This window comes from Streptomyces sp. NBC_00091 (assembly GCF_026343185.1).
Taxonomy (GTDB): Bacteria; Actinomycetota; Actinomycetes; order Streptomycetales; family Streptomycetaceae; genus Streptomyces.
The window spans coordinates 3,147,850-3,159,441 of sequence record NZ_JAPEMA010000001.1; the positions used below are offsets into that span (position 1 = coordinate 3,147,850).

Sequence of the window (11,592 nt, forward strand, 5' to 3'; positions counted from 1 at the left end):
CGACACCGGTCGTTACGTCGGCTTCGTCGATGTGGAAGCGGACCAGGGTGCGGGAGTCGAACAGCCAGAAGTCGTAGCCGGGCAATTCCAGCCGTACGGCTTCGGAGCGGGTTAGGACGCGAATGTCCTCACCTGCCGCCATGTTGCCGGCCGCGCTGGCCATGAGGAATCGCTGTCCGTCCGTGGGGGGCTCGTCGATGATCCGCACGCGGGAGAAGCGGGCACCCTGTGCGGCTTTCGCGCGGACGTTGACGTTCCACGGGTTGTCGGGCTCGGGTCGCGGGTCGATGCCGCGCATGAAGGCCTTGAAACGGTCGCCCTGCCGATCGGAGGCGTACCCGCGGCGGGTCTCCAGCCGGAACGCGGTGTGCTCGAACTCGGAGAACAGGTGCGTGATCTCCCCGAATGGGACTGGTGGGGCAGTTGCCGTGCTCCGAGGTGGTGCCGATGAACCTCAGGGTCATGAAGGGCTCCGTCCTGGGTGATGGGGGCTCCAGGATGCTGGCCCTGACAGCACGGTGGGGGCGGATTGCCGCAGATTGCCGAACTCGGGGATCCGGGTCAGTGCGCTGCCGCCGCCCAGGCGTCGGGGTTGTGGCGGTGGTTGCGGTGGCCTGCGGAGAGGACCGTGCGGAGTTGGGTGAGGTGCTCGGTGTCCGGGGGGAGGGTGAGGTGGGTGAGGAGGGTCAGGGCGGCCGGGGGGTCCAGGTCGCCGTAGATGTCGTGGTAGCCCGCCCGGAGGGCCTTGAACAGGGGCTCGTGGAGGGCGGGGAGGCGGGCCGCGGTGGTGTAGGTGGCGTGTTTGACGTCCCAGGGGACCGGGCCCGAGCACTCCAGGACGCGGGACGCGCGGCGGAGGGTGGGGGGTGTGGGGGTCGTCACGATGGTGGTGATGTCGTTGCCCAGGACCTCCGCGAAGGCGGTCGCGGTGGTCGTGCGGTCCTCGAACCAGTCGACCCAGAGCGAGTACTCCACCGGCTCCGCGTCCCGCTCCGCCTCCAGGCGGCGGCGGTAGCCGTCCCACAGCGGGCCGGCGGGCAGGGGGCCGTCCGGGCCGCCGTCCGCGAAGCGGATCTCGCAGGTCACCCAGTAGTCGTCGAGGAGGTCCAGCAGGGCGAAGGCCATCCGTACCGCCGCGGACTCGTCGAGGTCCTCGTCGGTGAACACCTCGTCCGCCCAGGCGTGCGCGATGTCGTTCGCGGTGAGGGGGCGGTCCGGTTTCGCGGTGTCCGTCCAGCCGTCGGCGGTCTCGGCGACGCCCCGGTCGCCGAGCCAGCGACGCGCTTCCCGCATGGCCTGCGTTTCCATCCGAAAAGTATGACGAGAGTGACGCCGGGTACCTGTCGCCGGGTGGGCGCCCCGTAATCTGTCACCGTGGCAGAACCGCTCCGCATCCCGACCACCCGAACCCCGAAGGTCGCCCTGTCCACCGCCTCCGTCTACCCGGAGTCCACGGCGACCGCCTTCGAGATCGCCGCCCGCCTCGGCTACGACGGCGTCGAGGTCATGGTCTGGACGGACCCGGTGAGCCAGGACATCGACGCGCTGCGCCGGCTGTCGGACCACCACCAGGTGCCGATCCTGGCCGTGCACGCGCCCTGCCTGCTCATCACCCAGCGCGTGTGGTCCACCGACCCCTGGACCAAGCTCCAGCGGGCCCAGGCCGCCGCCGAGAAGCTGGGGGCCTCCACGGTCGTCGTGCACCCGCCCTTCCGCTGGCAGCGGCAGTACGCGCGCGACTTCGTCAGCGGGATCTGGCGGATGGCCGACGAGACGGACGTGCGGTTCGCCGTCGAGAACATGTACCCGTGGCGCTACCGGGACCGCGAGATGCTCGCCTACGCGCCCGAGTGGGATGTCACGAAGGACGACTACCGGCACTTCACCGTCGACCTGTCGCACACCGCGACCGCGCGGACCGACGCCGCCGCCATGGTCGACCGGATGGGGGACCGGCTGGCCCACGTACACCTCGCCGACGGGAACGGTTCGGCGAAGGACGAGCACCTGGTCCCCGGGCGCGGTACGCAGCCCTGCGCCGAGCTGCTGGCAGGGCTGGCCCGCAGCACCTTCGACGGGCACGTGGTGATCGAGGTCAACACGCGGCGGGCCATGTCCTCCGCCGAGCGCGAGGCCGACCTGGCCGAGGCCCTGGCCTTCACCCGCCTCCACCTCGCGAAGCCGGTCGGAAGCCGATGACGGATCCCGCCGAGCCCGTCGAGCCCGCCGAGCCCGTGAAGCGGCGGCGTGGTCCCGGGCGGCCCCGCCAGGACGAGGCCGACGACGGCCCCGGCACCCAGGAGCGCATCCGCCTCGCCGCCCGCGAGGTGTTCGCGGAGCGCGGGTACGACAAGACCTCCGTACGCGGCATCGCGAAGGTGGCCGGCGTGGACCCGGCCCTGGTGCACCACTACTTCGGCAGCAAGGACGACCTCTTCGCCGCCGCCATCGAGGTGAGCATGGAGCCCGCCCTGGTGGTTCCGGCCATCCTGGGCGAGGGGCCCGAGGGGATCGGGGAGCGCCTCGCCCGGTACTTCCTGGGGGTGTGGGAGAACCCGGTGACCCGGGTGCCGCTGCTCGCGATCATCCGGTCGGCGCTGACGCACGAGGCCGCCGCGAAGGTCCTGCGCGGCCTGGTCCTGCGCCGGGTCCTGGAGCGGGTCGCGGCCGATCTGGACGTCCCCGACCCCACCTTCCGGGCCGAACTCGCCGCCTCGCACATGATCGGGATCGCGCTACTGCGGTACGTCGTCCAGGTCGAGCCCCTCGCGTCCGCGGACCCGGAGGACATCGTGGCCCTGGTGGCCCCGACCCTCCAGCGCTACCTGACCGAGGAGTGACCCCTCCGTCCCGGCATCCGGACGAGCTGTCCGGATCGCGGGCGGTGGGCGTAGCCTCGTAACCGAGCCATATCCGCAGCGCGGCTGACCGTACAGCCGCACTCATGGGGAGTGAAACCGCATGCCCGAGCTGAGGTCCCGCACCGTCACCCACGGCCGCAACATGGCAGGCGCTCGTGCGCTGATGCGCGCGTCGGGCGTAGCGAGCGAGGACATCGGCAAGCCGATCATCGCGGTAGCCAACTCCTTCACCGAGTTCGTCCCCGGCCACACCCACCTGGCCCCGGTCGGCCGCATCGTCTCCGACGCCATCCGCGCCGCCGGCGCGATCCCGCGCGAGTTCAACACCATCGCCGTCGACGACGGCATCGCGATGGGCCACGCGGGCATGCTGTACTCCCTGCCCTCCCGCGACCTCATCGCGGACAGCGTCGAGTACATGGTCGAGGCCCACTGCGCCGACGCCCTGATCTGCATCTCCAACTGCGACAAGATCACTCCTGGCATGCTGATGGCCGCGATGCGCCTCAACATCCCGGTCGTGTTCGTGTCCGGCGGTCCGATGGAGGCCGGTCAGGCGACGCTCGTCGACGGCACCGTCCGCAAGCTCGACCTGATCGACGCCATGGTCGACGCGGCGAACGAGAACATCTCCGACGCGGACGTGCTCCGCATCGAGGAGAACGCCTGCCCCACCTGCGGCAGCTGTTCCGGCATGTTCACCGCCAACTCGATGAACTGCCTCGCCGAGGCCATCGGCCTGGCCCTGCCCGGCAACGGCTCGGTCCTCGCCACGCACACCGCCCGCCGCGCCCTCTACGAGGACGCCGGCCGCACGGTCGTCGAGATCACCAAGCGCCACTACGAGCAGGACGACTACTCGGTCCTGCCGCGCAACATCGCCACCCGCCAGGCCTTCGAGAACGCCATGGCCCTCGACATCGCCATGGGCGGCTCGACCAACACGATCCTGCACCTCCTGGCCGCCGCGCAGGAGGCGGGCCTGGACTACGACCTCAAGGACATCGACGAGGTCTCGCGCCGCGTCCCGTGCCTGTCCAAGGTCGCGCCGAACGTGGCGCCCGGCGGCACGTACTACATGGAGGACATCCACCGCGCCGGCGGCATCCCCGCCATCCTCGGCGAGCTCCACCGCGGCGGGCTCCTCAACAAGGACGTCACCTCCGTCCACTCGGACAACCTGGAGGACTGGCTGGCGAAGTGGGACGCCCGCTCCGGCACGGCGACCGAGACGGCCATGGAGCTGTGGCACGCGGCCCCCGGCTGCAAGCGCTCCGCCACCGCCTTCTCCCAGTCCGAGCGCTGGGAGACCCTCGACCTCGACGCCGAGGGCGGCTGCATCCGCTCCGTGGAGCACGCGTACTCCAAGGACGGCGGCCTCGCCGTCCTGAAGGGCAACCTCGCCGTCGACGGCTGCGTGGTCAAGACCGCCGGTGTCGACGAGTCGATCTGGACCTTCGAGGGCCCGGCCGTCGTCTGCGAGTCGCAGGACGAGGCCGTCGACAAGATCCTGCGCAAGGAGATCAAGGCGGGCGACGTCGTCGTCATCCGCTACGAGGGCCCGCGCGGCGGCCCCGGCATGCAGGAGATGCTCTACCCGACCTCCTTCCTCAAGGGCCGCGGCCTCGGCAAGGTCTGCGCCCTGGTGACGGACGGCCGCTTCTCCGGCGGCACCTCGGGCCTGTCCATCGGCCACGCCTCCCCGGAGGCGGCCTCGGGCGGCAACATCGCGGTCGTCGAGGACGGCGACCGGATCCGGATCGACATCCCGAACCGCTCGATCGAGCTGCTGGTCTCCGACGAGGTCCTGGCCGCCCGCCACGAGGCCCTGGGCGGCGTCTACGCCCCGAAGGACCGCGAGCGCAAGGTCTCCGCGGCCCTGCGCGCCTACGCGGCGATGGCCACCAGCGCCGACAAGGGCGCGGTCCGCGACGTCTCGAAGCTGGGCTGAAGCCTCTGAACCCCGCCGGTGTGGCTCACCACCCGGCGGGGTTCCGTGCCTCCACGGCGAACACCGTCCCGTCGGGCGCCGACGCGTAGACCCGGCCGTCGGCGACGACGGGGGCGGGGAGGGTGGCACTGAAGGTGCCCTGCGCGGCCATGCGCGGCTTGGTCTGGCCCACGAGCCGCCCCGCAGCCGCGTCGACGGCCAGCAGCCGCCCGTCCGCCGTCATCAGATGGACCCGTCCGTCCGAGACAACGGGCGCGGAGCCGCTGGCCGCCCCGGTCTCCAGGCGCCAGAGCTCCCGCTCCGCGCCGACCGCCACGAGCGCGCCACCGCCGCCGAAGGCGTAGACGGTCCCGTCCGGGCCCACGGTCGCCTCCGCATCGAACAGTGGCGCGGGCAGCTGGACCCGGCGGATCGTCCGGCTCGCCACGTCCACCCTCGTGATGCCGCCCGCCTTGGCCCCCGAGTCGGTGTCCAGCAGATGTACCGTCCCGTGCGCCACTCCGACGGGCCGGAGCTTCCCCGTGGCCCGCGTCTGCCAGCGCACCGCGCCCGTCGCCGGATCGACCTCCGCGAGCTGCGTCGACCCGCCGTCAAGGGCTGCGGTCGCCACGTAGAGCACGGGCGCGCCCGATGCTCCGGGGCCGCCCCACCACACGGACCCGTTGTCACCGATCTTCTGCGTCCAGCGCTGGGCGCCGCTCGCACCGTCGAGGGCGGTGACGTTCCCGTTCGGGGCCACGGTGAGCGCGTACGAGCCTGCGGTCACCACGCGCGTGCCGCCGGGCAGCTTCCGCTGCCAGCGTTCCGCGCCCGTGCCGGGGTCCAGTGCCTGGAGCCGTTCGCTGCCGGGCGCCACCACGAGGATCAGCCCACCCGCGTGGAGAGGGGCACTGCTGGTGGTCATGCCCTGGCTCGGGGTGTTCGCGCGGACCGTCCACGCCGTCGAGCCGTCCGCGGGATCGAGCCGGGTGGCAGCCAGGCCTCGCCCCGAGCAGTACAGGCTGCCGGCGCCCACCGAGCAGGAGACCTGGGGTGCGCCCGCTGACGCCGACCACGGGGAGAAGCCCCTGCCCGGCTTGCCCGAGGCATGGACGACCGGCTGCTTCGGCGCCTCTGTAGCGGGCCCCCACCGCAGGTAGCCGCCGACTGCCCCCGCCGCGAGCAGGACCCCGAGCCCGGCCGCCAGCAGCGTCGGCCTCCGTCGGCGGCGCGGAGGCGACTGGTCCGTCGCGATCCGCTGCCGATGGTGGGTGACCTCCTCTTCCTCCGCGGGCCTGCGCGGCTGCGGTATGAACGCCTGGGTGTCCTCGGAGGTCGGGTACGCGACGGCGCGCATCTCCGCGATCAGCGCCTCGGCGGTCGGCCGCTCCGCCGGATCCTTCGCCAGGCAGCGCGCCACGATGGGCACGAGCCGGGCGGGCAGCCCCGTCAGGTCGGGCTCGCTGTGCACGACCTGGTACGCCACGAGGTAGTGGCTGTCGGAGTCGAAGGGGCCGCGCCCGGTCGCCGCGTGCACCAGCACCGCACCCAGCGCGAACACGTCCGCGGCCGTCCCAACCTCCCTCGGCCGCTGGAACTGCTCCGGCGCCATGAACGGCGGGGTCCCGATCAGCTTGCCGGTCTCGGTGCGCAGGTCGCTGTCGGCCGGGCGCGAGATGCCGAAGTCGATGACCCGCACCCCGTCCGGAGCCATCAGCACGTTGCTCGGTTTCAGGTCCCGGTGCACCACCCCGGCGCGGTGGATGTCCCGCAGGGCCTCGGCCAGCCCGGCGGCGAGCCGGGTCAGCTCGACGGGGTCGAGCACGCGCTCGCGTACCCGCTCGGACAGCGTCGGGGCGTCGATGAACAAGGTGGCCATCCACGGCCGTTCGGCATCCGGGTCGGCGTCCACGACGGGCGCGGTGAAGGCACCGCTCACCCTCCGCGCGGCTGCGACCTCCTGCCGGAACCGGGCCCGGAACTCCGGATCCACCGCGTGCTGGGCGTGTACGACCTTGACGGCGAGCTTCAGTCCGGAGCTGGAAGTGGCCAGGTGGACGACGCCCATGCCGCCGGAGCCGAGCACGGATTCGAGCCGGTACTGCCCGGCGTATTCCGGAAACCCGGCGTAGTCCGCGCGCAGCGACTGCACCGTTCACCACCCCCGCCGGAGCCTAGTGGATGGCCCGTGCGAACATCCAAGGGCTTGCTACCCTGCGCGCGTTGCGCAGAGCAACACCCATGGGGGGAGATTTCACATGTCCGTCGAGAACGATTCCAGCCAGGCACAGAGCCTCGCCGCCGCTGACGCGGGCTTCCAGTCGTACCCGACCGCGCCCGGCTACCGGGTGAACGTCCGCAGCGGTCCGGGCACGAGCTACGCGATCATCGACGCCGTGCCCGTCGGCGGCTACGTTACGATCCGCTGCCAGTGCCCCGGCACCACCGTCTCGGGCCCGTACGGCACCACGGACCTGTGGGACTGCATCGGCAACGGCCGCTTCGTCTCCGACGCCTACGTCCAGACCGGCGCCGACGGCTACGTGGCCGGCCGCTGCGGCTAGCCCAGGCGGCGACGCTCGCCGTTCTGCCACGTGAGACACCCCCGGCGGGTCCGCGCCGCCGGGGGATAATCGCTGCTGTGAGCGACGACGAGCAGCGAGACCAGAGCCAGGGCCAGCGCCAGGACCAGCGCCAGGACCAGGGCCCCGCCGCGCCGGCGCCCGGGCCGGAGCCGGAGCCGATCCGGTTCTTCGGCACCACCTGGGTGAACCACGACAACGGCTACGCCGCGCGCCGCGCCGGCGTCGCCGTCGGCGCGCTCGCCGCGGCCGCCATCAGCGCCTACCTCCTGCGCCTCGCCTACGAGGGCCTGGAGATCGGCAACGTCGGCCCCTTCCTCAGCATCTCCGTCGTCGTCCTCTTCGCGATCGCCAGCTCCATCGCCTTCGCCAAGACCTGGGAGTCCTTCGGCCGCCGCCCCGCCCCGTCCTCCGACGAGGCCGCTCTCAAGGGCCTGAAGACGATCGGTTTCATCGGCTCCCTCATCGCGTACTTCCTGCGCTGCCTCACCGAGGCCCCGGGCGAGAAGCTCCGCCGCACCGAGTACGAGCGCGCCGCGGCCGAATACGCCCGCCGCCGCAGCACCCGTACGGGCAACCCGGCCGCCCGCCGCCCCAAGCGCAAGAAGTAGAACCCGCAAACAGCACCCCGGCCGATTGACGCCCCGGCACAGCCAGGAGCATTATTCATCACATGATGAATAACCACCCCGAGGCGCCCCCTCCCGCCATCCACGCCCACGCCCTCACCGTCCGCCGCGGCACCGGCCGCCACCCCCGCACCGTCCTCGACTCCCTCGGCTTCACCGTCCCCCGCGGCCGCATCACCGGCCTCCTCGGCCCCTCCGGCTGCGGCAAGTCCACCCTCATGCGGGCCGTCGTCGGCACCCAGGCCCACGTCACCGGCACCCTCGACGTCCTCGGCCACCCCGCCGGCCACCCCGGCCTCCGCTCCCGCATCGGCTACGTCACCCAGGCGCCCTCCGTCTACGACGACCTCACCGTCCGGCAGAACCTCGACTACTTCGCCGCGATCCTCGACCCCGGCCGCGCCGCCGCCGACCGCCGCGCGCAGTCCGTACGACAGGCCATCACCGACGTCGACCTCACCACCCACGCCACCGCCCTCGCCGGCAACCTCTCCGGCGGCCAGCGCAGCCGCGTCTCCCTCGCCGTCGCCCTCCTCGGCACCCCCGAGCTGCTCGTCCTCGACGAACCCACCGTCGGCCTCGACCCCGTCCTGCGCCGCGACCTGTGGAACCTCTTCCACCAGATCACCCGCACCCGCGACGCCACGATCCTCGTCTCCTCCCACGTCATGGACGAGGCCGAGCGCTGCCACGACCTGCTCCTCATGCGCGAAGGCCGCATCCTCGCCCAGGACACCCCCGAAGCCCTGCGCACCCGCACCGACTCCGCCACCGTCGAGGAGGGCTTCCTCCGCCTCGTCGACGAGGCCAACGCCCTCGCCGCCCAGGAGGCGACCCCGTGAACAGTGCCCGCACCCTCGCCACCGCCGCCCGCGTCCTGCGCCAGCTCCGCCACGACCCGCGCTCCATCGCCCTGATGCTGCTGGTCCCCGTACTGATGCTCACCCTGCTGCGCTACGTCTTCGACGGCAGCCCCCGCACCTTCGACAGCATCGGCGCGTCCCTCCTCGGGATCTTCCCCCTCATCACGATGTTCCTGGTGACCTCCATCGCCACCCTGCGCGAACGCACCTCCGGCACCCTCGAACGCCTCCTCTCCATGCCGCTCGCCAAGGGCGACCTCATCGCCGGCTACGCCCTCGCCTTCGGCGCCGTCGCCGTCGTTCAGTCCCTCCTCGCCACCGGCCTCGCCCTCTGGCTCCTCGGCCTCGACGTCGTCGGCTCCCCCTGGCTGCTCCTCCTCGTCGCCCTCCTCGACGCCCTCCTCGGCACCGCCCTCGGCCTCTTCGTCTCCGCCTTCGCCGCGTCCGAGTTCCAGGCCGTCCAGTTCATGCCGGCCGTGATCTTCCCGCAGCTGCTCCTGTGCGGCCTCTTCGCCCCGCGCGACACCATGCAGCCCGCCCTCGAGGCCCTCTCGAACGTCCTGCCCATGTCCTACGCCGTCGACGGCATGACCCAGGTCCTCACCCACACCGACATGACCGCCGACTTCGTCCGCGACGCCGTCATCGTCGCCGCCTGCGCCCTCCTCGTCCTCGCCCTCGGCGCCGCCACCCTCCGCCGCAGGACCCCGTAACGCCCACGGACCGGACAACCGCCCCACCGGCACCGGCCCGGTGCGAGGATGAGCCCGTACGTCCCACGTTCGTTCGGCGAGGTGAATCGGGCATGACCCAGACAGTCGCAGTCCTCGGTACCGGCAAGATCGGCGAGGCCCTGCTCAGCGGGATGATCCGCGGCGGCTGGCCGGCCGCCAAGCTGCTCGTCACCGCCCGCCGCCCCGAGCGGGCCGAAGAGCTCCACACCCGCTACGGGGTCGAGGCCGTCAGCAACGCCGAGGCCGCCAAGCGCGCCGACACCCTCATCCTCACCGTCAAGCCGCAGGACATGGGCAAGCTCCTCGAAGAGCTCGCCCCGCACGTCCCCGCCGACCGCCTGGTCATCAGCGGCGCCGCCGGCATCCCCACCTCCTTCTTCGAGGAACGGCTCGCCCCCGGCACCCCCGTCGTCCGCGTCATGACGAACACCCCCGCCCTCGTCGACGAGGCCATGTCCGTCATCTCGGCCGGCAGCCACGCCACCGCCGAGCACCTCGCGCACGCCGAGGAGATCTTCGGCGGCGTCGGCAAGACCCTGCGCGTCCCCGAGTCCCAGCAGGACGCGGCCACCGCCCTCTCCGGCTCCGGACCCGCCTACTTCTACTACCTCGTCGAGGCCATGACCGACGCCGGCATCCTCCTCGGACTGCCCCGCGCCCAGGCCCACGACCTCATCGTCCAGGCCGCCATCGGCGCCGCCGTCATGCTCCGCGACAGCGGCGAACACCCGGTCAAGCTCCGCGAGGCCGTCACCTCCCCGGCCGGTACGACGATCAACGCCATCGTCGAACTGGAGAAGCACGGAGTACGAGCGGCCCTCATCGCCGCCCTCGAAGCGGCCCGCGACCGCAGCCGCGAACTCGCCACCGGCAACAGCTGACACCCCCGCCGCGACGGGCCCCCGGCACCCCGGGGGCCCGTGCGCCCTTCACGGCACCAGCAGCCCGATCGCCTCGTACGCCCGGTCCACCACCGGCCGCGCCATGGCCCGAGCCCGCCCGGCACCCTCCCGCAACACCCGGTCCACCTCCGCCGGATCGGCCGCCAGCTCCGCGTGCCGCTCCCGCAACGGCCGCAGCAGCTCCACCACCGCGTCGGCGACGTCCCGCTTCAGCGGCCCGTACTGGCCGTACCCCTCGGCCAGCACCGCCGGCTCCCCGCCCGTACAGGCCGCCAGGATGTCCAGCAGGTTCGCCACCCCCGGCCGCGCCGCCCGGTCGTAGACCACCCCGCCGTCCCCGCTGTCGGTCACGGCCCGCATCACCTTCTTGGTGACCACCCCCGGCTCGTCCAGCAGGTAGACGATCCCGGCGCCGCTCTCGTGCGACTTCCCCATCTTCGACGTCGGATCCTGAAGGTCCATGACCCGAGCGGCCACCGCCGGATGCGTCGCCCGGGGCACGGTGAAGGTCGGCCCGTACCGCTGGTTGAACCGCACCGCCAGGTCCCGGGTCAGCTCCACGTGCTGCCGCTGGTCCTCACCCACCGGCACCTCGTCCGCCCGGTACGCCAGGATGTCGGCCGCCATCAGCACGGGATAGGTGAGCAACGACAGCCGTACGCCATCCCCCGCGCCCTGCGCCTTCGCCGCCTTCTCCCGGTACTGGATCATCCGCCGCAGCTCACCGTCGCTCGCGGTGCACTCCAGCAGGTAGGCCAGCCGCGTGTGCTCGTCGACGTGGCTCTGGACGAAGAGCGTGCACCGCTGCGGATCCAGCCCGGCGGCGAGCAACAGCGTCGCGGCCTGCCGGCTGAGCCTCCGTACCCGCGCCGGGTCGTGCTCCACGGTCAGCGCGTGCAGGTCCACGACGCAGAACAGCGCGTCGTCCTGCGCCTGGTCGGCGGCAACCCACTGCCGCACGGCCCCCAGGTAGTTCCCCAGCGTCAGGTGCCCGGTCGGCTTGATCCCGCTGAAGATCCTCGTCATCGTCATGTCCCGCTCTCCTTGTTCTCGGTGTGGTGTCGGGGCCACCGCGTCGGGCGACCGAGCCA

At 72.3% G+C, this 11,592-nt stretch carries 11 protein-coding genes and 1 pseudogene; 8 read left to right on the forward strand and 4 right to left on the reverse strand.

What is annotated here, in order from left to right:
• Positions 1–46: 46 nt before the first annotated feature.
• A pseudogene (locus OOK34_RS35350) lies at positions 47–397 on the reverse strand (DUF6879 family protein); the annotation flags it as partial.
• Between the two features lie 164 nt (positions 398–561).
• On the reverse strand, positions 562–1,308 hold the full coding sequence (locus OOK34_RS14615) for a hypothetical protein (protein WP_267034305.1): 747 nt from the start codon (positions 1,306–1,308) through the stop codon (positions 562–564).
• Between the two features lie 66 nt (positions 1,309–1,374).
• Between OOK34_RS14615 and OOK34_RS14620 the strand changes: the two genes are divergently transcribed.
• The 3 genes from OOK34_RS14620 to ilvD all read left to right on the forward strand — a co-directional run bounded on the left by OOK34_RS14620 (position 1,375) and on the right by ilvD (position 4,812).
• Positions 1,375–2,199, forward strand: a complete 825-nt coding sequence (locus OOK34_RS14620) for a sugar phosphate isomerase/epimerase (protein ID WP_267034306.1) — start codon at positions 1,375–1,377, stop codon at positions 2,197–2,199.
• Entirely contained in the window at positions 2,196–2,840 is a 645-nt protein-coding gene (locus tag OOK34_RS14625; RefSeq protein ID WP_267034307.1) for a TetR family transcriptional regulator, read from the forward strand. The genes OOK34_RS14620 and OOK34_RS14625 overlap by 4 nt, the downstream gene beginning before the upstream one ends.
• 121 nt (positions 2,841–2,961) lie before the next feature.
• Positions 2,962–4,812, forward strand: coding sequence for a dihydroxy-acid dehydratase (gene ilvD, locus OOK34_RS14630; protein WP_267034308.1), 1,851 nt, complete (start codon positions 2,962–2,964; stop codon positions 4,810–4,812).
• Positions 4,813–4,837: 25 nt separating this feature from the next.
• On the opposite strand, the gene OOK34_RS14635 is transcribed toward ilvD, so the two are convergent.
• The gene (locus tag OOK34_RS14635; RefSeq protein WP_267034309.1) at positions 4,838–6,943 is read right to left on the reverse strand and encodes a PQQ-binding-like beta-propeller repeat protein; all 2,106 of its coding nucleotides are present in this window, start codon (positions 6,941–6,943) and stop codon (positions 4,838–4,840) included.
• A gap of 106 nt (positions 6,944–7,049) precedes the next feature.
• On the opposite strand from OOK34_RS14635, the gene OOK34_RS14640 reads away from it, so the two are divergent.
• The 5 genes from OOK34_RS14640 (at position 7,050) to proC (ending at position 10,480) form a co-directional block, all read left to right on the forward strand.
• Positions 7,050–7,355, forward strand: coding sequence for a peptidase (locus OOK34_RS14640; RefSeq protein ID WP_267034310.1), 306 nt, complete (start codon positions 7,050–7,052; stop codon positions 7,353–7,355).
• A 179-nt stretch (positions 7,356–7,534) separates the two neighbouring features.
• Positions 7,535–7,984 carry a hypothetical protein gene (locus OOK34_RS14645; protein WP_267036741.1) on the forward strand — a complete coding sequence of 150 codons (450 nt, stop codon included), beginning with the start codon at positions 7,535–7,537 and terminating at the stop codon, positions 7,982–7,984.
• 62 nt (positions 7,985–8,046) lie between these two features.
• Positions 8,047–8,844: an ABC transporter ATP-binding protein gene (locus tag OOK34_RS14650; RefSeq protein WP_267034311.1), complete on the forward strand. Its 798-nt coding sequence runs from the start codon at positions 8,047–8,049 to the stop codon at positions 8,842–8,844.
• Positions 8,841–9,578, forward strand: a complete 738-nt coding sequence (locus OOK34_RS14655; RefSeq protein WP_267034312.1) for an ABC transporter permease — start codon at positions 8,841–8,843, stop codon at positions 9,576–9,578. Before OOK34_RS14650 ends, OOK34_RS14655 begins: the two co-directional genes overlap by 4 nt.
• Before the next feature lie 92 nt (positions 9,579–9,670).
• Positions 9,671–10,480: a pyrroline-5-carboxylate reductase gene (gene proC / locus OOK34_RS14660; RefSeq protein ID WP_267034313.1), complete on the forward strand. Its 810-nt coding sequence runs from the start codon at positions 9,671–9,673 to the stop codon at positions 10,478–10,480.
• A 48-nt stretch (positions 10,481–10,528) separates the two neighbouring features.
• Here the strand turns inward: proC and trpS are convergent, their stop codons facing one another.
• Positions 10,529–11,527 carry a tryptophan--tRNA ligase gene (trpS, locus tag OOK34_RS14665; RefSeq protein WP_267036742.1) on the reverse strand — a complete coding sequence of 333 codons (999 nt, stop codon included), beginning with the start codon at positions 11,525–11,527 and terminating at the stop codon, positions 10,529–10,531.
• Positions 11,528–11,592: the final 65 nt, after the last annotated feature.

What these genes read in the sequence shown, in the direction of transcription:
- OOK34_RS14615 (WP_267034305.1), bottom strand. Translation starts at nt 1,308, where the DNA reads ATGGAAACGCAGGCCATGCGGGAAGCGCGTCGCTGGCTCGGCGACCGG.
- OOK34_RS14625 (WP_267034307.1), top strand. Translation starts at nt 2,196, where the DNA reads ATGACGGATCCCGCCGAGCCCGTCGAGCCCGCCGAGCCCGTGAAGCGG.
- ilvD (WP_267034308.1), top strand. Translation starts at nt 2,962, where the DNA reads ATGCCCGAGCTGAGGTCCCGCACCGTCACCCACGGCCGCAACATGGCA.
- OOK34_RS14640 (WP_267034310.1), top strand. Translation starts at nt 7,050, where the DNA reads ATGTCCGTCGAGAACGATTCCAGCCAGGCACAGAGCCTCGCCGCCGCT.
- OOK34_RS14650 (WP_267034311.1), top strand. Translation starts at nt 8,047, where the DNA reads ATGATGAATAACCACCCCGAGGCGCCCCCTCCCGCCATCCACGCCCAC.
- proC (WP_267034313.1), top strand. Translation starts at nt 9,671, where the DNA reads ATGACCCAGACAGTCGCAGTCCTCGGTACCGGCAAGATCGGCGAGGCC.
- trpS (WP_267036742.1), bottom strand. Translation starts at nt 11,527, where the DNA reads ATGACGAGGATCTTCAGCGGGATCAAGCCGACCGGGCACCTGACGCTG.